This is a genomic window from Amycolatopsis ponsaeliensis (assembly GCF_030182635.1).
Lineage (GTDB): Bacteria > Actinomycetota > Actinomycetes > Mycobacteriales > Pseudonocardiaceae > Amycolatopsis > Amycolatopsis ponsaeliensis.
Map to the genome: position 1 here is coordinate 130309 of NZ_JAPZLD010000017.1, position 18935 is coordinate 149243.

Consider the following 18935-nt stretch of genomic DNA (forward strand, 5'->3'; position numbering starts at 1 on the left):
AACCCGATGGCCGCACCGTTCGATCTCGTCACCATGGGCCGGGTCGGGGTGGACATCTACCCGCTGCAGACGGGCGTCGGGCTGGAGGACGTGTCCTCGTTCGGCAAGTACCTCGGCGGGACCGCCACCAACGTCGCGGTGGCGGCGGCGCGGTACGGACGAAGCTCGGCGGTGGTGACCAAGACCGGCGACGATCCGTTCGGCCGGTTCGTCCACCGCGCCCTGCGGGACTACGGCGTGGACGACAGGTTCGTCGGCACGAGCCTGCTCCTGCCGACGCCGGTCACGTTCTGCGAGATCTTCCCGCCGGACGACTTCCCCCTGTACTTCTACCGCTTCCCGCAGGCACCGGACCTGGACCTGCATCCCGCCGACCTCGACCTGGACGCCATCCGTGACGCGCGGATCTTCTGGATCACCGCGACCGGCCTGTGCCAGGAGCCGAGCCGGTCGACCACGCTCGAGGCGCTGGAAGCCCGCGGTCGCCGGGGGATCACGATCCTCGACCTGGACTACCGGCCGATGTTCTGGGACTCCCGCGAGCAGGCCCACGAGTGGGTGAGCAAGGCTTTGGACCACGTCACCGTCGCCGTGGGGAACCTCGACGAAGTCGAGACGGCGGTCGCGACACGGGAGCCGCGGGAGGCAGCGAAGGCCTTGCGGGACAGGGGAATCTCGCTCGCGGTGGTCAAGCAGGGCCCGAAGGGTGTGCTCGCGGTGGACGATTCCGGTGAGGTGCAGGTCCCACCGGTGCCGGTCGAGGTGGTCAACGGCCTGGGCGCGGGCGACGCGTTCGGCGGCGCGCTGTGCCACGGCCTGCTGTCGGGCTGGGAGACCGAGCGGATCATGCGGTTCGCGAACGCGGCCGGCGCGCACGTGGCCGGCGAACTGGCGTGTTCGGACGCGATGCCCACCGAGGAACAAGTACTGGAAAGGCTTGCCGAAAGTGTCTGACAAGCTGCTGCACCGGCAGGCAGGCAGCACCGCCGAGGACCCGTTCGAGCTCGTCGTCACACCGGAGTCGGCGGGCTGGGGTTTCTCCGGGCTGCGCATCCTGGCTCTGGACCACGACGCGCGGGCAGTGTCCACCGGGGACAGTGAGTGCATCGTGCTGCCACTTTCCGGTCACTGCACCGTCGAGGTGGCGGGAGAAACCTTCGCCCTCACCGGGCGCACCGGCGTGTTCGACGGTGTCACCGATTTCGCCTACCTGCCTAGAGACATCGAGGCGACGATCACCGGCACCGGCCGCTTCGCACTCCCCGCGGCCCGCACCACGACGAAGCTCGCCGCGCGTTACGGCCCCGCGGAAAACGTCCCGATCGAGCTGCGCGGCGCGGGCACCTGTTCCCGCCAGGTGCACAACTACTGCCTGCCGCACACCTTCGACGCCGGCCGGCTGCTGGTGTGCGAGGTGCTCACCCCGGGTGGCAACTGGTCGTCCTACCCGCCGCACAAGCACGACGAAGCCCGCGAAGGCGAGAGCGAACTCGAGGAGATCTACTACTTCGAGGTCGGCGGTGGCGGTATGGGCTACCAGCGCGTCCACGGCACCGACGAGCGGCCGATCGACGTGCTCGCCGAGGTGCGCTCGGGCGACGTCGTGCTGGTCCCGCACGGCTGGCACGGCCCGTCGATGGCCGCGCCCGGGTACGACCTCTACTACCTCAACGTCATGGCCGGCCCCGGACCGGAGCGGGCCTGGCTGATCTGCGACGACCCCGCGCACGGCTGGGTCCGCCGGACCTGGGAGTCGCAGGACCTCGACCGCCGGCTGCCCTTCGGAGGCACACGATGAGACTCACCACCGCGCAGGCCCTGGTGCGGTTCCTCGCGAACCAGTACTCGGAGCGCGACGGCGTGGAGCAGCGGCTGATCCCCGGGGTGTGGGGGATCTTCGGCCACGGCAATGTCGCCGGCATCGGGCAGGCATTGCTGCAGGCCGCCCGCACGGGCGAAGCCGGCTTGCCGTACCACCTGGCGCGCAACGAACAGGGCCAGGTGCACGCGGCCACCGCGTTCGCGAAGATGCGCAACCGCCTGCAGGCCTTCGCCTGCACCGCCTCGACCGGCCCCGGCTCGACGAACATGATCACCGGTGCCGCACTGGCGACCACGAACCGGCTGCCGGTGCTGCTGCTGCCGAGCGACGTGTTCGCCACCCGGTCGCCGGACCCGGTGCTGCAGCAGCTGGAGGACACCCGCGGCGGCGATGTCACGGTCAACGACGCGTTCCGGCCGGTCTCGAAGTACTTCGACCGCATCACCCGGCCCGAGCAGCTCATCCCGGCCGCCCTCGCCGCGATGCGGGTGCTCACCGACCCGGTCGAGACCGGTGCGGTGACCCTGTGCCTGCCGCAGGACGTCCAGGCCGAGGCCCATGACTGGCCGGAGGAGTTCTTCCGGCGCCGCGTCTGGCACGTCGGCCGTCCGCTGCCCGAGCCCGACGCGCTGGCGCGGGCGGCCGACGCGCTGCGGAGCGCGAAGGCGCCGCTGATCGTCGCCGGTGGCGGGGTCGTCTACGCCGGAGCCGAGCAGCAGCTGCGGGCCTTCGCCGAGGCGACCGGGATCCCGGTCGCCGACACCCACGCCGGCAAGGGCGCGGTGGCGTGGGACCACCCGTGCGCGGTGGGCGGCCTCGGCTCCACCGGCACGTCGGCGGCCAATGCCCTGGCCGCCGAAGCGGACGTAGTCCTCGGCATCGGGACGCGCTACAGCGACTTCACGACCGCCTCGCACACCGTGTTCGGCAACCCGGCGGTGCGGTTCGTGAACCTCAACGTCGCGCGCCTCGACGCCGCGAAGCACTCCGCGGACATGGTGCTCGCGGACGCGAAACGCGGCATCGAAGCCCTGCACGGTGCCCTGTCCGGCTGGCAGGTCGACGAGGCGTACCGCACGCGGACCCGCATGCTGGCCGACGACTGGAACCGCAAGGCCGACGCGTGCTTCAGTCTCGGCCACGGCCCGTTGCCCGCCCAGACGGAGATCCTCGGCGCACTCAACCAGGCGCTCGACGACCGGGACGTCGTGATCAACGCCGCCGGGTCGATGCCCGGCGACCTGCAGATGCTCTGGCGGGCCCGGGATCCGAAGGCCTACCACGTCGAGTACGCCTACTCGTGCATGGGCTACGAGGTCGCCGCCGGCGTGGGCGCGAAGATGGCCGCGCCGGATCGCGAGGTCGTCGTGCTCGTCGGCGACGGCTCGTACCTGATGATGGCCCAGGAGATCGTCACGATGATCGCCGAAGGCCTCAAGGTGATCATCGTGCTCGTGCAGAACCACGGGTTCGCCTCGATCGGCGCGCTGTCGGAAGCACTGGGCTCGCAACGCTTCGGCACGTCGTACCGGTACCGCAGCGACGACTCGGGCCTGCTCGAAGGCGGTGTCCTGCCGGTCGACCTGGCGGCGAACGCGGCCAGCCTCGGCGCCACCGTCCTGCGTGCGTCCACAGTGGATGAATTCACGACGGCGATCGCGCAGGCGAAGGCGAACCCGGCGACGACCGTCGTGCACGTCGAAACCGACCTGCACGGCCCCAACCCGCCGGGATCCGCGTGGTGGGACGTGCCGGTCAGCCAGGTCGCCGAACTCGAATCCACGCGGAAGGCCCACGAGACCTACTCCGCGACCAAGCACGCTCAGCGCCACTACCTGTAGGCCTTCCGCGAGCCGGCATCGACTTGGTGCGGGTCACCCTTCCCGCAAGTAGCGCAGCACGGCGAGTACCCGGCGGTCGCCGTCGCCCGGCGCCAGGTCGAGCTTGGCGAAGATGCCGTTGATGTGCTTGGCGACAGCGCTTTCGGTGATGACCAGCGTTTCGGCGATGTCGGCGTTGGCGCGGCCTTCGGCCATGTGGGCGAGTACCTCACGCTCGCGCGGGGTGAGCCGGTCGAGCGGGCCGTTGGTGTGGCGCAGCAGCAACTGTGCGACGACCTCGGGATCCAGCGCCGTGCCGCCGGAAGCGACCCGGCGTAGCGCGTCGACGAACTCGGCGACGTCGGCCACCCGGTCTTTCAGCAGGTAGCCGACCTTGCTGGTGTTGGCCGACAGCAGGTCGGCGGCGTAACGCTCCTCGACGTACTGGGACAGCATCAGGACCGCCACCGCGGGCCATTGGCGGCGGATCACCAGGGCCGCCTTGATGCCTTCGTCGGTGTGGGTGGGTGGCATCCGCACATCGACGATCGCCGCGTCGGGACGGTGTTCGGCGACCGCAGCCAGCAACGCTTCCGCGTCGCCGACGGTGGCGGCGACCTCGATCCCGGCCACGCCGAGCAGCCGGGCCAGACCGGCTTGGAGCAGGACCGAGTCCTCGGCGATCACGACGCGCACGGCAGCTCCGCGGTCACGCTGGTCGGCCCACCGGCCGGGCTGCTCACCGACAGGATGCCGTCGACCGAGCGCACCCGGTGCGCCAAGCCGGTCAGCCCGGTCCCGCGGGACGGATCGGCCCCACCGACGCCGTCGTCGGTCACGATCACCGTCAGCACGTCCTCGAGCCGCCGCACCTCGATCCCGGCACAACTGGCGTGGGCGTGCTTGGCGATGTTGGCCAGCGCCTCCGCGACCATGAAGTAGGCGACCGCCTCGACGGTCGGGGACGCCCGCGCAGCCATGTCCACCCGAAGCCGGACCGGAACCGGGGCCCGCGCGGCGATGCCGGACAACGCCGCGTCCAGGCCCCGGTCGTCCAGGATGGCGGGATGCAGGCCGCGAACCAGGGTGCGGAGCTCGGCCAGGGCTTCCTTGGCCTCCTCGTGCGCGTCGACGATCACCTGTTTCGCCTCGTCGGGGAGGTCGGGCAGGCCGGCGCGGGCCAGGCCGAGGTTCATGGCCAGCGACACCAGCCGCTGCTGGGCGCCGTCGTGCAGGTCGCGCTCGATCCGGCGGCGTTCGGCATCCGCGGCGTCCACGACGCCCGCACGGCTTTCGGCCAGATCCACCAGCCGGCGGTGCAGCCGGTTCGGGCCGAGCAGCGCGTCCGCCGCCCAGACGTCCAGCTGGGCGACGAGGCCGGCCGTGCGTGATCCGGCCGCCAAGACCGGTCGAACCGCGCCGAGTGCGGCATGCCGGGCGTCACCGGTGGTGCGCAGCAGACTGACGGCCGGGAGCACCAGCAGGTACGCGACGATCCCGGCCAGGACGACACCGGCCGTCCACGCGATGGCCGCCAGCAGCGCATACGCGGCCAGGACGGGCGCCACCACGGCGTGGTAGCCGAACTGCCGCCCGGTCGCCGCGAGGCCGCGCCAGGTCCACCTCCTCGCGGTGTCCGGCGGGATGTCCATGCCGAGCACGGCGCGCAGCCGGTTCCGCTGAACCGCGGTCAGCACCGGGGACACGGCCAGCAGCACGAGAGCCGTGAAGACCACGCCACCCAGGACGACGTCCCTGGCGAACTTCACGTCGGTCAGGTGCAGGCCGAACCAGAGTGCGGTGGTGATCCCGAGCGTGATCAGCTGCACGGACACCCCCGCCGCGACGAACCCGAAAGCCGCCGAAGCGGCGGTCGGCGTACGTCGTGGCGTGTCCATGATCCAACGGTAATCGAGACCGGTCCGGCGGGACCATCATGCAGGCACCCGGATCGGTGCGGTAGCAGGCACCACCACGAAGCCGGAACCGTGGGCTACTGATCTCGGCCGGCCGCGGCGGCAAGGTTTCGCCGCAGGGCCGCCGACGCCGGCGGCATCACCACGACTTCGGTGGAGGAATCCCATGACCGTTCGGACGATACCCCGGCCGCCGCTCACGGCGAGGATGCGGGCGCGACCCCGGAACCGCTGGGCGCCCAGGGTGCTCGGCGCGGTCGCCGCGGCCATGGTGCCGTGGGTGTTCGTACTGGGCCGGTCCCTGCCCGCGACCACGCAGGTGCGGCACTGGCCGGCCGTGTGGATCGGACTCGACCTGGCCATGGCGCTCGGCTGCGCGATCACCGCGCGTTTGGTCCACCACGGCGACGACCGCGCCCGCCTCTCGGCATCGGCGGTCGCGGCGCTCATGGTGATGGACGCCTGGTTCGACGTCCTGACCGCCCAGGCCGGCACCGAGGTCACCCAGGCACTCGTCTGCGCGGTCCCGGAACTGGCCTTGGCCGGCCTGTGCACGTGGCTGGCCCTGCACGATACCGAAAGGCCGTCATGACGATGAGGACATCAGCAGCGGCATGCGCCCGCTCCACGACGCCTGGCACGTCGCGACCAACGACCATGTCCAGGCGATCGTCGTGGCGGACTCGTGGGCATGGGGCGCGCAGCCCCTCCGCCGGCCTGTGACAGCGGACCGGCCCCGATCGGCATCGACGAGATCTGCCTTGTCGCTTGGTCATGTTTGCCGCCCGTGGTGGTGGGTATCTCCGTGGCAACGACAGGAGACCGCATGCGGGCGTGCAGCGTGATCGAGTTCGCCCCCGGTTTCGACCCGCCGGCCACAGCCGCAGATGGCGGAATCGGCAGCGCGCCGTCGGAGCGCGGCACGCCGAGGGCGGCCGTGGCGGGCCGGAAAGCCATAGTCGTTTCGACCGAACTCCGGATCCCCGGACCCGGCCGTCGCCGCAAGAACAACGACTACTCGCGCTACCGGCCACTGTTCGACGAGCTGGCCGGACTGCCGGTCGGCCATCCGGGCCGCAGGCGACTGCGCGAACAGCTGATCCTCGCGCACCTGCCCCTCGCCGAGCACATCGCCGCCCGCTTCACCGGGCGAGGCCAGCCGCGCGACGACCTCGTCCAGGTCGCCCGGATCGGGCTGGTGAAAGCTGTCGACCGGTTCGAACCCGCACAGCGGTCGGACTTCCTGTCCTTCGCGGTCCCGACGGTGATGGGTGAGGTCCGCCGGTTCTTCCGCGACACCGGCTGGTCCATGCGTGTTCCGCGGGGACTGAAGGACCTGAGTGCCCAGCTCACCAAGGGGACCAGGCAGCTCGCGCAGGCTCTCGGCCGGGCCCCCACACCGAGCGAGCTGGCCGGCCACCTCGGCATCGACGTCGAGACGGTGCGCGAAGGCCTGCTGGCCGCGAACGCCTACGAAGCGTCGTCCCTGGACCGGCCCACCGGTAAAGGCGATGGCACCACCACCGTGGCCGATTCGATGGGTGGCCTCGACGCCCGGATCGAACTCGTCGACGACCACGAAACCGTGGCGCCCCTGCTGCGGCGCTTGCCCGAGCGAGAACAGGCCATCGTCACGATGCGGTTCTTCGACGGCATGAGCCAGTCCCAGATCGCCGCCCGGGTCGGTGTTTCGCAAATGCAGGTTTCCCGCCTGCTCGGCAAGATCCTGCGCGAACTGCGCGAGCAGCTCGCCGAGTGAACCTCAACCGGCCGCGTTGCTGACCAGTTCGGTCGCCGGCAGCCCCGGCTCGGGGAATACCCGCATGCCAGGGAAGTACGCGTCGGCGGATTGTCGGCTTTGACGACGCCACCGAACTCAAACACGAAGCCGGCGAGAGTTGCGCCACGTCCGCCACCCCGTGACGTTCTCCGGCCGGCCGGGTCCATCAGGGGTCCAGGCAAGCGGGATCCACCCGCACTGCCAGACCCGAAGGAGTCCCATGACGAACCCGGCCCGCACCAGCAGCACCGCGAAGACCCCGGCCCACTCGGACACCACGGTGGTGGAGCGCGAAAGCGGTGCACTGTCCTCCGCGCACGGCACCACGACCATCTCCGACGTCGTCGTCCAGAAGGTCGCCGGGCTCGCCACCCGCGAGATCGCGGGCGTCCACGCCCTCGGCGGCGGCGCCTCGCGAGCCTTCAACTCCCTGCGCGAGCGGATCCCCGGTGCGACCGCGTCCGCCGGCCAGGGCGTGGCCGTCGAGGTCGGCGAGCGACAGGCCGCGATCGACCTGCAGATCCTCGTCGAATACGGCGTCTCCATCACCGACCTCGCCCGCTCGGTGCGGCGCAACGTCATCACCGCCGTCGAGACGATGACCGGGCTCGAGGTCGTCGAGGTCAACATCGGCGTCTCCGACGTCCACCTCCCGGGCGACGACGTGGCCGCCGACACCACCGAAACCGGCCGCGTCCTGTGACCGCCGGCGTCGAGCCCGACGCCGCCGCCCTCGCCACGCTGGTGACCGCGCTCCCGCAGGTCGCCGGCCTGCACAGCGGCCACTTCGGGGAGATCGCCACCCTGCTGCCCGGCCGTCGCGTCCCCGGCGTCCGGGTCCGGCCCACCGAGATCGCCATCGGCGTCACCGGCCGCTACCCGGCCACCGCCGCCGAGATCGGCGCCGCGGTCCGCGGCGCCCTCGGACCGGCCGGCCGGCCGGTGCACGTCCACATCGGCGACATCGCCGCACCCACCGCGACCGTCGTGGCCGCCGTCATCGAGGAGATCCCGTGAACCACACCCGAACAGGCCTGCTGACCGGGCTCGTCCTGGGCCTCGCCGCCGCGTTCGGCGGCTTCGGGGCTTTCCTGCTGGTCCTCGTCCTCGGCGGGCTCGGCCTGCTGGTCGGCCGGTTCCTGGACGGCAAGCTGGACATCTCCGCGCTCTCCGGCCGGGATCGGGGCTGACCACACCATGAGCACCGCGACCCTCGCGCACACCGCGGACCGAGCGTCAGCCGATCCCGGTGACCGCGGCGCCCTGACCATCACCGACGATGCCGTCGAGCGCATCGCCGCCCACGCGGTCACCGAGATCACCGGCGTCGGCGGCTCCGCCTCCCGTGTTCTCGGGGTGGCCGTGGGCGCGGAGAACCTCGACCGCGGCGCCAAGGTCACCGCCACGGTCACCGGCGACACCGCCGCCCTGACCGTGCGGCTGTCGATCAGCTACCCCCAGCCGGTCCGCGCGACCACCGAAGCCACCCGCGACCACCTCGTGACCCGGGTCGCGGAACTCACCGGTCTCACCGTCGAACGAGTCGACATCACCGTGACCGCCCTGCACACCGAGACCACCACAGCTCGGAGGATCCGGTGAAACGCCGACCCCGCCGCAGCACCCCGGCCGTGCTCACGGCGCTGGTACTGCTCGCCGCCTGCGTCCTCGCCGCGATCGAGGCGATCCAGCTGCTCCTCGGCCGGACACCGCTGATCGGCTACGAGCAGGTCGCCGGGTGGCTGCACAGCATGCGCTGGAACGACGTCGTCCCGGCCGTGGCCGGCGGCGCCGCCGCACTGGTCGGGCTGATACTGCTCGCGGCGGCGGTACTACCGGGCAAGCTCGTCGTCCTTCCTTTACAGGGCGAGATCGATTCAGGTGCTTCCCGGCACAGCTACCGCTCGACGTTGCGCGTCGCGGCGTCCGATGTGGACGGTGTGTCCGACGCGAAGCTGAAGGTCAAGCGGCGCAAAGTGATCGCCCGGATCCGCACGGCGCGGACGAATGTCGAAGGGTTACCCGAGGCCGTACGCTCGGCGATCGAAGGGCGGCTCGCCCAGATCGCCCCGGCCACCGCGCCCGCGGTCAAGGTCCGGATCAAGTCCACCAGGAGCACCCGATGAGCGGCCTCAACCGTCCGGCCCGGCTGAACCGCACGGTGCTCGGGTTCCTCGGCTCGGCGCTGCTGGCCGCAGGCGGATTCACCGTCGCCACGCACTTCGGGAAGCTCACGCTGGTGGCTTCGGAATCCGCGCTCGCGCCCGGTACCGTGGCTCCGCCGACCTGGGTCTGGTACGTCGTCGCCGCGGGCGCGATCATCCTCGGCCTGCTCCTGCTGCGCTGGCTGGCCGCGCAGCTGACCCGGAAACCGAAGACCCACACCTGGCGCTTCGAGACCGACCCCGGCCGCGGGCGCACCGAGCTGGCCGCCGGCACCGCCGTCGCGCCGTTCCTCGCCGAGGTCGAGACCTACCCGGGCGTCCGCTCCGCACACGCGACCCTCGCCGGAACCCACGACAACCCGGCGCTGGCCCTGGTGCTCGGCACCGAACAGGACGGCGACCCGACCGCCATCCGGGTCCGGCTCGAGACCCACGGTCTGCCGCGGCTGCGCCAGGCCCTGGACCTCGACACCCTGCCGGTGACCATCGAGTTCCGCTTCACCACCAAAGCCGGTGCCCGGGCCCGCTGACCGCGGGCCGGTTCATGGTGACGGCCGGTCACCGCCGGCCGGGCACGCGGTATTCGATGATCCACGCGTGCAGCTCTTCTTTCCAGTACGCGAGTTCGCGGCGCGGAATGCGGATGATCATCTCGGTCGAAGCTCCCGCCTCGAGGTCCGCCACGACGAACCCCACCGCTCAGCGGGGCGGGCCCACGATGACGTTCCCGAACTTCTCCGCCGCCTCGGCCATCCGGTCCGGGGAGATCTCGAAGCCGTCCGGGCGCGGTTCGGCCCGGTCGCGGCCGGCGTGGCGGAACATGCCCTCGATGCCCGCCGGGGTGTTGATCATCAGCAGGTCGGCCTTCGCGGACGTGATGCGGTAGGCGTGCGGGATGTTCTTGGGCAGGAAGACGATGCCGCCCTCCGCCAGCTCCATCTCGTCCTCGCCGACCCAGACCAGCGCGGTGCCTTTGATGAGCATGAAGACTTCGTCTTCCTTGGTGTGCAAGTGGAACGGCGGCGCTTCACCCTTCTCGACGTCGAACCGGCCGACCATGAGCTGACCGTCGGTGGCAGCGCTGTCGAGCAGGATGGACAGCGTCCCGCCGTCGAGCCACTCCAGTTTCTGCTGCTGGTCGGGCTGGGCGAGGTAGGCCATGCTCATCGGGTGGCTCCGTTCGAAGTGGACGGTCAGAAGGAGCCGAGGGCACGCAGGCGATCGGCGACCGCGCGGCGGGCGACGTCGGTGTCCCAGGCGAACGTGTCGAACTCGTGCGGTACACCGGGGTGCAGGTGGAACTCCACGTCGACCCCGGCTGCGCCGAGCCGCCGGGCGTAGTCGAGGTCCTCGTCGCGGAAGATGTCGAGCTGGCCGACCTCGAGGTACGTCGGCGGCAGGCCCGTCAGGTCGGCCGCCCGCGCCGCGGCGGCGTACGGCGAAACGTCGGGACCGCCGGCCCGGTCACCGAGCAGCGCCGACCACCCGGTGGCGTTGTCCTCATAGGTCCACGTGGCGAACGGGACCAGCTCCGGATCCGGCGTCGTCGTGCGGTCATCGAGCATCGGGAAGACGAGGATCTGACGCGCCACCGCCGGTCCACCGCGGTCGCGGGCCAGCAGCGTCACCCCGGCGGCCAGGCCGCCGCCTGCACTGTCGCCCATCACGGCGATCCGGGCCGGGTCGACGCCGAGTTCGGCGGCGTGGTCGTGGAGCCACCGCAGCCCGGCGTAGACGTCTTCGACCGGCGTGGGATCCGGGTGCTCGGGTGCGAGCCGGTAGTCGACGGCCACCATCGGCACCCCGCTCGCGGACACGTACCGGGCGATCGGTGCGTCGTAGAGAGCGACGCTGCCCAGGATCATCCCGCCGCCGTGCAGGTACAGCACGGCCGGCCCGGGCTCGGCGCCGTCCTTGGCGTACCAGCGCAGCAGCACCTTCGCGCCGTCGTCGGCGACGGCGTGGAAATCGGTGGTCGTCACGTCGGCCGGGGTGGGTTGCATCGCCGCGGTCTCGGCCATCATCGCCTCGAGCGCGACGCGACGGGTCGCGATGTCGCCCACTGCCGGCTGCGGCGCGTCGGCCATGGCCTCGGACATCGGCGCGAGGACCGCGGCGACCTGGGGGTCGACAGTGAACGTCACAGCGGTCCTTCTTCCCTGGCGTCGATTAAACGGACGATATCGTCCGCCTAACCGACTGTCAACGCGGCCGGCGAACCCCGGGGCTGCGATGATCGGTGCCGTGACCGAGGAACAGGACAAGGTCGTCCGGCGGCGAGGGCCGCGGCGGGACGCGGCCGACAACCGCGACCGGGTCCTCGCGGCCGCCGCCATCGCGGTCCGCCGGGAAGGAACCGCGGTCCCGATGGCCACCATCGCGGCGGACGCCGGGGTCGGTGTCGGGACCGTGTACCGCCACTACCCCTCGCGGGAGGCGCTGCTCGGCGCGTTGACGCACCGGTCGTTCCAGCTCGTGCTCGAAACCGCTCGCCGGGCCGCAGCGCTCGACGGACCGCCGATCGAGGGCATCCGGTTCTTCCTCGAGCGCACCATCGAACACGGATCGGACCTCGTACTCCCCATGCACGGCGGCCCGGTGCCCAGCGACCACGCCACCGTCGCCGTCCGGGACGAGGCCCACCGGACGTTGGGCTCGATCCTCGGGCGAGGACAGGACGACGGCACGATCCGAGCCGACGTCACCAGGGCCGACATCGTCAGCTTCGGTGCGTTACTGGCGCAGGGCCTGCCCCACGTTCCGGACTGGAAATCCGCCGCCCGCCGTCAGGTCGACATCTACGTCGCCGGCCTCGGCAGCCGATCGCCGGAAGTCAGTCCGTGACGGCCTCAGTGGCGTTCCACAGCTCGCGCTGAACATCCGTGGGCCTCCCCGGGGCCGGGCATTCGAGCCTCCGCCCGGTGCGAGCGAAGCATCGGTGACACCTGCGACAAGTGGATCTTCTCCGAGCAGATCGTCCACGAACCGATCATCGACGTCGAGACCTTCCAGCGCGCCCAGAAGATCGCCGCTGCCAAAGGCGCCGGCCGCAAGACCCGCGAACGGACCCGCACCCGCCACCCCTACGTCCTCAGCGGCCTGCCGCACTGCGGTGTCTGCATCCGCCGAATGCGGGCCCAGCGCAACCACCAACGTGGAGAACGCTGAGGACTCGAAGCCCGGGACCGGCCTGGACGAGCAGCTCGTGGCACAGCTGGTGAGCCGCGCCAGGGCCGGCTAGCTGTCAACCAGGAGTTTGCGAGCACGACCGTCTCGTCCGGGAGCACCGAGCGGCCGGCCGAAACCGGCCTGCCTCGGCGTACTCCCCTCCACTGGCCGGCTCCTTTCGTCGCGGGGCGCGCTAGCGCACGTCCAGGCCCAGCAGCATCCGGGCGTACTGCTCGCGATCGATCTCGGCAACGAACGCGGGATGCCGGGTCGCCGTACCGAGGTCGCGCCAGATCCGCTGCGCCGGGCTGGCTTCGGCGAACCGGCCGGCGCCGCCGGCGTCCAGGAGCTTGTCGACCGCCTCGCGGATCCGCCGCGCCGCGAACCCGGCGTCCATCCGGATGCGGGCGGTGGCGAGCGGAGTCATCCGCGCACCGGTACGGGTAGCCCGGTCGACGGCGCGGGCGCTGCGCGCGGCGTGCAGGATCGCCGAGTCGATGAGCATGGCCGCGTCCGCGATGTTCGCCTGCACACCGGGCGCGTCGATCGCGCGGGAATGCAGCTTCACCGCCGAGGCCAGCGGCTTGCCGTCGGCCAGCTTCTGCGTGATGTGGTCGTAGGCCGCAATGCCCATCCCCAGCACCGGCGCGGCCAGCGCGCCCATCAGGCCCTGCGGGGCGGGCACGCGCATGGCCGTCCGGATCTCCGCGGTGCGGGGAGCGGCACCGGCCGCACGGGCCGGGAAGAGGGCGTAGTCCTCCGGGACGAAGACCTCGTCCGCGACGATGGTGTCGCTGCCCGTGCCGCGCATCCCCGCCATGTGCCAGGTGTCCTTGATGGACAGTTGACTCATCGGGACCAGGACGATCCCGCGCTCCGGTACGGCCCCCTCGGCTCCAGTCGTGATGTCGAGGATCGCCCAGGTGGCGTGGTGCGCCCCCGAGGCCCAGCCCCAGCGCCCGCTGAGCACGTACCCGCCGGGGACGGCGCGCGCCGGCACGGCGCCGGCGGACGAGCCGCACACGGCCGCGTCCGGATCCTCGCTCCAGACCCGGTGCCGTACTTCGTCCGGGAACAGCCAGAGGGCGACACTTGCGCTGTAATACACCACCAGCACCCAGGCCGCCGACGAGCAGCCGCGCCCCACTTCGGCGGCGACCGCCGTCGCCGCGCACGCGCCTGCCTCGTTACCGCCGTAGGCCCGCGGCGTGGCGAGGCGGAACAGTCCCTCCTTGCGCAGCGCCGTGACGACTTCGTCGGGCAGCTTCCGCGTGACATCCGCGGTCTCCGCGTTCGCACTGAGGACCGGGACCAGCGACGACGCCGCCGACACGAGCGCCAGCTCCTCCTCCGGCAGATCGGCGACGAGCGCGTCCAGTCGATCGCTCGTGCTGACCTGTCCTTCTTGCCGGTCCATGGCGGTCCTCTCTGCGGATTGCCAGCCTGCACCTGAGACTAGGTGCCGTTTGTGAAACCACAGTACCGAAAAAGAGGTGTAGTACCATCAGCGCATGACAGGGCTGCCGGGACGGGACGAGCATCGTCCCGGTGCGCGTGAACTCGCTCGGCGCGCGATGCGGGCGCAGGTGGCCGAGATGGCGCTCGACCTGTTCCTGGACAACGGCTACGAGCAGACCACGATCGACGACATCTGCGCGGCCGCCGGCATCTCGCGCAGCACCTTCTTCCGCTACTTCCCGTCGAAGGAAGACGTTTTCGCGAGCGAGACGTCGGCGGCCGTCGACGAGCTGCTGGTGGCCTTGCAGCAGCGGCCCGACGACGAAACCCCGTGGGCCGCGCTCCGCCACGCGATGGGCCCCCTCGTCGCGCACTACGCCACTCAGTCCGAACGCGCACATAGGCTGGCGGCGCTGGCCAGGACCACCCCCGCACTCGCCACGCTCCACCAGGAGAAGCAAGTCAGGTTCTTCGGGTCGATCGCCCCCGAGCTCGCCCGGCGGTTCGGCTCCGACCCGCGCGATCCGGCCGATCCCCGCCCCCGCGCACTGATCGCGAGCGCCCTCGGATGCTTGGAGGCTGCCGTCGCGGCTTGGATCGCCGGGAACGGAACACAGGAGCTGGGCCGGCTCCTCGATCGTGCGATGGACGCGATCGGCCCGGACCGGCCGGAATCCTGAGCCGCGGCGGAGCGATACGTCGCCGCCCGGCTCCCGCTCACCGGTCGCGGCAGGAGACAGCCCGGAGCGCTACTCGTCCCGCCTGACCGGCAGTTTTGCGTTGGCTGGCGTTAAAGAGACCTCTCACAAGTCGGTGGCGAGAGCCTCGTCGTAGTTCACGAACTCGCCGAACGCGTCCGATGGCCAGCAGGTCGACTTCGCCCGCGTGCTCGTCGAGCAAACCTTCGCGTCGCCGGGTGCGTCGAGCGGGCGAGCACGAAGTCGCCTTCTCCGGAATCGGTGACGGCCGCGAGGATCGCCATGGTCAAGCCGCCTTCCCGCGGCGACGGGGGACGTCGGAGAACCTCCGGCCCACCTTGCGTTTCCGACTTGGAAACTCTAGAGTTGCCATCATGGAAACCAATGGATCCATCAACGCGACGGACGCGTCAGCAGCACTGGCCGAGGTGCGGCGCAGCCGGGCAAGAGTGGCGTGGAGCGGCTATCCGGCGTGGTACTGGCTTACTACGGGGGCAGGCCTGAGCGCAGGGACGGCGGCCATCTTGCTGCCCGACTGGTGGGGCTTGGCAATCGTGGCCGTGGTGACGCTCGGACTGGTCAAGGTGGCGCACATCGCAGGCCGGAGGCGCGGTATCTGTGAGGGCTGGGTTCGCACCGCGATGACCGCGAGAGAAGTGCTTGCGCTGTACGGGCCGGCGACCGTGGTGATCCTCGCGGACGCGGTCGCGCAGCGGTTGGACTGGTGGTCGCCCTGGTCGCCGATCGTGGCCGCGATCCTGGTGTTCGGGCTGTTCGCCGGCGTCGGACTGACGTTCAGCGCCCGGACCGGCCGCCGGTGAGCTCGTCGCCGGACACCGAGCCGACCACGACGGCCGATAACGGGTTCGACCACCTGATCCACGCCCCAGTCCGGTTGCGGATCTGCGCGGCGCTGGAACCCGTCCGCGAGATCGAGTTCGGCACCTTGCTGACCCTGCTCGACATCAGCAAGTCCGCTCTCAGCAAGCACATCGCAGTGCTCGCCGAAGCCGGCTACGTCACGCAGCGACGCGCCGTGCGCGATACCCGGCAGCGAGTCTGGCTTCACCTCAACGAAACCGGGCGGACCGCCTACGCAGGTCACGTCGCCGCGCTGCACCGCATCGTCGGCGGCGCCCAGACTCCGTGACATGCGCCGGCCGGGTCCAGCGCTCGGTGCGTGGACGTACCCCGGTTGGCCGGGGCTCGCGGCCAACCTGGGCGTATCCCGGGGGTAACGGTTGAGCGGCGTCGCCGGGATCCGCTAAGACAGGAGATCCGCAAGGCTGGACTGCGGGTGGAGGGGGCCGGCCCGATGACCGTGGAGTTCCGTCTGCTCGGCCAGGTCGAGGTCCGGCTCGACGGGGAGCCGATCGACGTCGGTTACGCCCAGCTGAAGGCCGTACTGGCGCTGCTGCTGGTCGAGGTGAACCACGTCGTGGCGGTCGATCGGCTGGTGGATCGGGTGTGGGGCGACCGGCGCCTGCCGCAGCGGCCACGCGGGGCGATCCAGCGCAGCATCACCCTGTTGCGCGCCGCGCTGGCACCGGTGCCGGGCTTCGCGATCACCTGGCAGCAACCGGGATACCGGCTCACCGCCGAACCCGGCTCGGTCGACCTGCACCGGTTTCACCGGCTGATCGCCGACGCACGCACGGCCGGCGACGACCCGCGCGCGGTGGCACTGTTCGGCGAAGCCTTGGAACTCTGGCGGGGAGAACCCTTTGCCGGCTTGGACATCCCCTGGCTGACCGAGTGCCGCACGTCCCTTTTCCAGCAGCGCCAGGCCGCCGAGCTCGAGCTCACCGACATCCGGCTGCGCCAGGGCGACCACGCCGAACTGCTGCCCGGCCTGGCCGAGCGGACCCGCGACGACCCCCTCGACGAGCGGCTGGCCGCCCAGCTGATGCTCGCGCTCTACCGCAACGGCCGCGCCGCCCACGCCCTCGAGCACTACCAACGGTTCCGGACCCGGCTGGCCGAGGAAACCGGCACCGATCCGGGCCCGCCACTGCGGCGCCTGCACCACCGGATCCTCGCCACGGATCCGGCGCTCACGGTCCCCTCCCCCACGACCGCACCCGTGCCGCGCCAGCTGCCCGCCGCACCGCGGTCGTTCACCGGCCGGGCCGCCGCACTCGCCGACGTCAACGCCACGCTGACCGAGCGGGGCCGCGCCGTTCCCGTCGCCGTGGTCACCGGGTCCGGCGGCATCGGCAAGACGTGGCTTTCCCTGCACTGGGCCCATGAGCACGCCGAGGCGTTCCCCGACGGGCAGCTGTATGTGAACCTCCGCGGGTTCGACCCCGGCAGCGAACCCCTGCCGGCGGCGACCGCGCTGCGCGGGTTCCTCGACGCCCTCGGCGTCGCGGTCGAGGCCACCCCACCGGAATGGGAGGCGCAGATCGGGCTCTACCGCAGCGTGGTCGCCGGAAAGCGCTTGCTCATCGTGCTCGACAACGCCCGCGCCACCGACCAGATCGTGCCCCTGCTGCCGGGCAGTCCCACGTGCGCGGTGCTGGTCACCAGCCGCCACCGGCTCGACGGCCTGGTCACCTCGCACGGCGCCCGGGCGGTGGCCCTCGACGTGCTGACCGGCACCGAGGCCCGGCAGCTCCTGGTCGGGCACCTCCACCGGCACCGGATCGCCGCCGAGCCGGACGCCGTCACCGAGCTGCTCGGCTACTGCGCGGACCTTCCGCTGGCGATCGGCATCGTCGCGGCCCGCGCCGGCCACCACCCCGGGTTCCCGCTCTCCGCGCTGGCCGCCGAGCTGCGCGACCAGGCCGGCCGGCTGGCCGCTCTGGACACCGCCGACGCCGACGTCAACCTGCGAGCGGTGCTGTCGTGGTCCTACCGCGCCCTGTCCCCCGAAGCCGCGACGGCGTTCGGGCTGCTGGGGCTCGCCGCCGGGCCGGACATCAGCCTTCCCGCCGCCGCGAGCCTGCTCGCACGGCCTGCCACCGGCACACTCGGGCTGCTGCGCGAGCTGGAGCACGCTTCCCTGGTGCAGCAGTACGATCCGGGCCGGATCCGGATGCACGACCTGGTCCGGCTGGCCGCGGCGCAGCACGCCGAGCAAGATCTTCCCGAGCCGGACCGCACCGCGGCGCTGCGCCGCCTGGCCGACTTCTACCTGCACACCGCGCACGCCGGAGACCGGCTGCTCCAGCCGTTGCTCCCGCCGATCCGGCTCGCCGAGCCCCACACCGGCTGCCAGGTCGTGCCGCTGGCCGATCAGGCCGCCGCGCTCGCCTGGTTCACCGCCGAGCACCCCAACCTGCTCGCCCTGCAACGGCTGGCCGCGGCCCGGGGCTGGGCGGCCGTCGGCTGGCAGCTCGCGTGGCTGCAGACGACCTTCCTGTACCGCCGGGGCCGGTTCCACGCCGCGCTCGACGCGTGGAAGGCCGGGCAGGAAGCCGCGAAGGAGCTCGACGACCCCGCGGTGCACGCCGGCACCCACCAGCTCCTCGGCGCGATCTTCACCGAGCTGGGGCAGCACACCGAAGCCGGGCACCACCTCGCACTGGCCGAGCGCAGCGGTGACCTTCCCGCGCAGGCCTACACCCACCACGCACTGGGCTGGTCGTGGTCGCTGCGCGGCGCCGACCGGCGGGCGCTGGAGCACGCCACCGAGTCCCTGCGCCTCTACCGGGCCCTCGGTTTGCCGGCCGGGGAAACCCGGGAGCTCACGGTGTCGGGCTGGTACCGGGCCCGGCTCGGCGACTTCGCGGAAGCAGGCGCCCACGCCGAGGCGGCGCTGGTGCTGGCCCGCCGGCACGGGTTTCGCGAGGACGAAGGCCTGGCCACGGGAATCCTCGGCTTCCTGGCCCAGCACACCGGCCGGTACCGCGACGCTGTGAACCACTACCGCGACGCCGCCGGCGTCCTGCTCGAGGCCGGCAACACCTACTTCGAGGGCACTGTCCTGGAATTCGCCGGACAGACGTACCTCGCGCTGGACGAACCCGAGGCCGCGCACCGGACGTGGCAGGAGGCGCTGGAGCTGTACCGGGTCCAGGCCCGCACGGCCGACGCCGACCGCGTCCGGCGATACCTGGCGGATCTCGGCGAGTGGCTGCCGGCCCCGGCACCGACGCGCTGACCA

22 protein-coding genes are annotated in these 18935 nt (G+C 71.6%); 16 read left to right on the plus strand and 6 right to left on the minus strand.

Annotated elements, in window-relative coordinates:
• Nucleotides 1–6: 6 nt before the first annotated feature.
• Genes iolC through iolD form a run of 3 tightly spaced genes read left to right on the plus strand, consistent with a single transcriptional unit; the run spans nt 7 to nt 3663 of the window.
• The gene (gene iolC / locus QQ657_RS25320) at nt 7–954 is read left to right on the plus strand and encodes a 5-dehydro-2-deoxygluconokinase (protein ID WP_284744801.1); all 948 of its coding nucleotides are present in this window, start codon (nt 7–9) and stop codon (nt 952–954) included.
• The gene (iolB, locus tag QQ657_RS25325) at nt 947–1798 is read left to right on the plus strand and encodes a 5-deoxy-glucuronate isomerase (protein ID WP_284744727.1); all 852 of its coding nucleotides are present in this window, start codon (nt 947–949) and stop codon (nt 1796–1798) included. Before iolC ends, iolB begins: the two co-directional genes overlap by 8 nt.
• Nucleotides 1795–3663 (plus strand): 3D-(3,5/4)-trihydroxycyclohexane-1,2-dione acylhydrolase (decyclizing), encoded by a 1869-nt coding sequence (gene iolD / locus QQ657_RS25330; RefSeq protein WP_284744728.1) that lies wholly within the window; start codon nt 1795–1797, stop codon nt 3661–3663. The genes iolB and iolD overlap by 4 nt, the downstream gene beginning before the upstream one ends.
• 33 nt (nt 3664–3696) lie before the next feature.
• Here the strand turns inward: iolD and QQ657_RS25335 are convergent, their stop codons facing one another.
• Together QQ657_RS25335 and QQ657_RS25340 are read right to left on the minus strand one after the other, a co-directional pair.
• The gene (locus tag QQ657_RS25335; RefSeq protein WP_284744729.1) at nt 3697–4338 is read right to left on the minus strand and encodes a response regulator; all 642 of its coding nucleotides are present in this window, start codon (nt 4336–4338) and stop codon (nt 3697–3699) included.
• Nucleotides 4326–5540 carry a sensor histidine kinase gene (locus QQ657_RS25340; RefSeq protein WP_284744730.1) on the minus strand — a complete coding sequence of 405 codons (1215 nt, stop codon included), beginning with the start codon at nt 5538–5540 and terminating at the stop codon, nt 4326–4328. The genes QQ657_RS25335 and QQ657_RS25340 overlap by 13 nt, the downstream gene beginning before the upstream one ends.
• A 184-nt stretch (nt 5541–5724) precedes the next feature.
• Here QQ657_RS25340 and QQ657_RS25345 point away from each other — a divergent pair, with 184 nt between their 5' ends.
• The 8 genes from QQ657_RS25345 to QQ657_RS25380 all read left to right on the plus strand — a co-directional run bounded on the left by QQ657_RS25345 (nt 5725) and on the right by QQ657_RS25380 (nt 10033).
• The gene (locus QQ657_RS25345) at nt 5725–6150 is read left to right on the plus strand and encodes a hypothetical protein (RefSeq protein ID WP_284744731.1); all 426 of its coding nucleotides are present in this window, start codon (nt 5725–5727) and stop codon (nt 6148–6150) included.
• A 387-nt stretch (nt 6151–6537) separates the two neighbouring features.
• Nucleotides 6538–7317, plus strand: a complete 780-nt coding sequence (locus QQ657_RS25350) for a SigB/SigF/SigG family RNA polymerase sigma factor (protein ID WP_284744802.1) — start codon at nt 6538–6540, stop codon at nt 7315–7317.
• Between the two features lie 241 nt (nt 7318–7558).
• Nucleotides 7559–8041, plus strand: coding sequence for an Asp23/Gls24 family envelope stress response protein (locus QQ657_RS25355; RefSeq protein ID WP_284744732.1), 483 nt, complete (start codon nt 7559–7561; stop codon nt 8039–8041).
• On the plus strand, nt 8038–8355 hold the full coding sequence (locus QQ657_RS25360; RefSeq protein WP_284744733.1) for a hypothetical protein: 318 nt from the start codon (nt 8038–8040) through the stop codon (nt 8353–8355). Before QQ657_RS25355 ends, QQ657_RS25360 begins: the two co-directional genes overlap by 4 nt.
• Nucleotides 8352–8528, plus strand: a complete 177-nt coding sequence (locus tag QQ657_RS25365) for a hypothetical protein (RefSeq protein ID WP_284744734.1) — start codon at nt 8352–8354, stop codon at nt 8526–8528. Before QQ657_RS25360 ends, QQ657_RS25365 begins: the two co-directional genes overlap by 4 nt.
• Nucleotides 8529–8535: 7 nt before the next feature.
• Complete coding sequence (locus tag QQ657_RS25370) at nt 8536–8940, plus strand: Asp23/Gls24 family envelope stress response protein (protein ID WP_284744735.1); 405 nt, start codon at nt 8536–8538, stop codon at nt 8938–8940.
• Nucleotides 8937–9464, plus strand: a complete 528-nt coding sequence (locus tag QQ657_RS25375; RefSeq protein ID WP_284744736.1) for a DUF6286 domain-containing protein — start codon at nt 8937–8939, stop codon at nt 9462–9464. Before QQ657_RS25370 ends, QQ657_RS25375 begins: the two co-directional genes overlap by 4 nt.
• Nucleotides 9461–10033 carry an alkaline shock response membrane anchor protein AmaP gene (locus tag QQ657_RS25380; protein ID WP_284744737.1) on the plus strand — a complete coding sequence of 191 codons (573 nt, stop codon included), beginning with the start codon at nt 9461–9463 and terminating at the stop codon, nt 10031–10033. The genes QQ657_RS25375 and QQ657_RS25380 overlap by 4 nt, the downstream gene beginning before the upstream one ends.
• 28 nt (nt 10034–10061) lie before the next feature.
• On the opposite strand, the gene QQ657_RS25385 is transcribed toward QQ657_RS25380, so the two are convergent.
• The 3 genes from QQ657_RS25385 to QQ657_RS25395 are packed head-to-tail and all read right to left on the minus strand — an operon-like array spanning nt 10062 to nt 11647.
• Nucleotides 10062–10187, minus strand: a complete 126-nt coding sequence (locus QQ657_RS25385; RefSeq protein WP_284744738.1) for a fibronectin type III-like domain-contianing protein — start codon at nt 10185–10187, stop codon at nt 10062–10064.
• 15 nt (nt 10188–10202) lie between these two features.
• The gene (locus tag QQ657_RS25390) at nt 10203–10670 is read right to left on the minus strand and encodes a cupin domain-containing protein (protein ID WP_284744739.1); all 468 of its coding nucleotides are present in this window, start codon (nt 10668–10670) and stop codon (nt 10203–10205) included.
• A gap of 26 nt (nt 10671–10696) precedes the next feature.
• Nucleotides 10697–11647: an alpha/beta hydrolase gene (locus tag QQ657_RS25395; protein WP_284744740.1), complete on the minus strand. Its 951-nt coding sequence runs from the start codon at nt 11645–11647 to the stop codon at nt 10697–10699.
• A 100-nt stretch (nt 11648–11747) separates the two neighbouring features.
• Between QQ657_RS25395 and QQ657_RS25400 the strand changes: the two genes are divergently transcribed.
• The gene (locus QQ657_RS25400; RefSeq protein ID WP_284744741.1) at nt 11748–12347 is read left to right on the plus strand and encodes a TetR/AcrR family transcriptional regulator; all 600 of its coding nucleotides are present in this window, start codon (nt 11748–11750) and stop codon (nt 12345–12347) included.
• Nucleotides 12348–12864: 517 nt separating this feature from the next.
• On the opposite strand, the gene QQ657_RS25405 is transcribed toward QQ657_RS25400, so the two are convergent.
• On the minus strand, nt 12865–14088 hold the full coding sequence (locus QQ657_RS25405; RefSeq protein WP_284744742.1) for an acyl-CoA dehydrogenase family protein: 1224 nt from the start codon (nt 14086–14088) through the stop codon (nt 12865–12867).
• A 94-nt stretch (nt 14089–14182) separates the two neighbouring features.
• Here QQ657_RS25405 and QQ657_RS25410 point away from each other — a divergent pair, with 94 nt between their 5' ends.
• The 4 genes from QQ657_RS25410 (at nt 14183) to QQ657_RS25425 (ending at nt 18932) form a co-directional block, all read left to right on the plus strand.
• Nucleotides 14183–14809, plus strand: a complete 627-nt coding sequence (locus QQ657_RS25410) for a TetR family transcriptional regulator (protein WP_284744743.1) — start codon at nt 14183–14185, stop codon at nt 14807–14809.
• A 392-nt stretch (nt 14810–15201) separates the two neighbouring features.
• Nucleotides 15202–15648, plus strand: coding sequence for a hypothetical protein (locus QQ657_RS25415; RefSeq protein WP_284744744.1), 447 nt, complete (start codon nt 15202–15204; stop codon nt 15646–15648).
• On the plus strand, nt 15645–15977 hold the full coding sequence (locus QQ657_RS25420; RefSeq protein ID WP_284744745.1) for a transcriptional regulator: 333 nt from the start codon (nt 15645–15647) through the stop codon (nt 15975–15977). Before QQ657_RS25415 ends, QQ657_RS25420 begins: the two co-directional genes overlap by 4 nt.
• 165 nt (nt 15978–16142) lie before the next feature.
• Nucleotides 16143–18932, plus strand: a complete 2790-nt coding sequence (locus QQ657_RS25425; protein ID WP_284744746.1) for an AfsR/SARP family transcriptional regulator — start codon at nt 16143–16145, stop codon at nt 18930–18932.
• The last annotated feature ends 3 nt before the right edge of the window (nt 18933–18935 follow it).

Coding starts and splice junctions, on each gene's coding strand:
- iolC (WP_284744801.1), top strand. CDS start 7: ATGGCCGCACCGTTCGATCTCGTCACCATGGGCCGGGTCGGGGTGGAC.
- QQ657_RS25380 (WP_284744737.1), top strand. CDS start 9,461: ATGAGCGGCCTCAACCGTCCGGCCCGGCTGAACCGCACGGTGCTCGGG.
- QQ657_RS25410 (WP_284744743.1), top strand. CDS start 14,183: ATGACAGGGCTGCCGGGACGGGACGAGCATCGTCCCGGTGCGCGTGAA.
- QQ657_RS25390 (WP_284744739.1), bottom strand. CDS start 10,670: ATGAGCATGGCCTACCTCGCCCAGCCCGACCAGCAGCAGAAACTGGAG.
- QQ657_RS25425 (WP_284744746.1), top strand. CDS start 16,143: ATGACCGTGGAGTTCCGTCTGCTCGGCCAGGTCGAGGTCCGGCTCGAC.
- QQ657_RS25405 (WP_284744742.1), bottom strand. CDS start 14,088: ATGGACCGGCAAGAAGGACAGGTCAGCACGAGCGATCGACTGGACGCG.
- QQ657_RS25355 (WP_284744732.1), top strand. CDS start 7,559: ATGACGAACCCGGCCCGCACCAGCAGCACCGCGAAGACCCCGGCCCAC.
- iolD (WP_284744728.1), top strand. CDS start 1,795: ATGAGACTCACCACCGCGCAGGCCCTGGTGCGGTTCCTCGCGAACCAG.
- QQ657_RS25415 (WP_284744744.1), top strand. CDS start 15,202: ATGGAAACCAATGGATCCATCAACGCGACGGACGCGTCAGCAGCACTG.
- QQ657_RS25340 (WP_284744730.1), bottom strand. CDS start 5,540: ATGGACACGCCACGACGTACGCCGACCGCCGCTTCGGCGGCTTTCGGG.
- QQ657_RS25370 (WP_284744735.1), top strand. CDS start 8,536: ATGAGCACCGCGACCCTCGCGCACACCGCGGACCGAGCGTCAGCCGAT.
- QQ657_RS25345 (WP_284744731.1), top strand. CDS start 5,725: ATGACCGTTCGGACGATACCCCGGCCGCCGCTCACGGCGAGGATGCGG.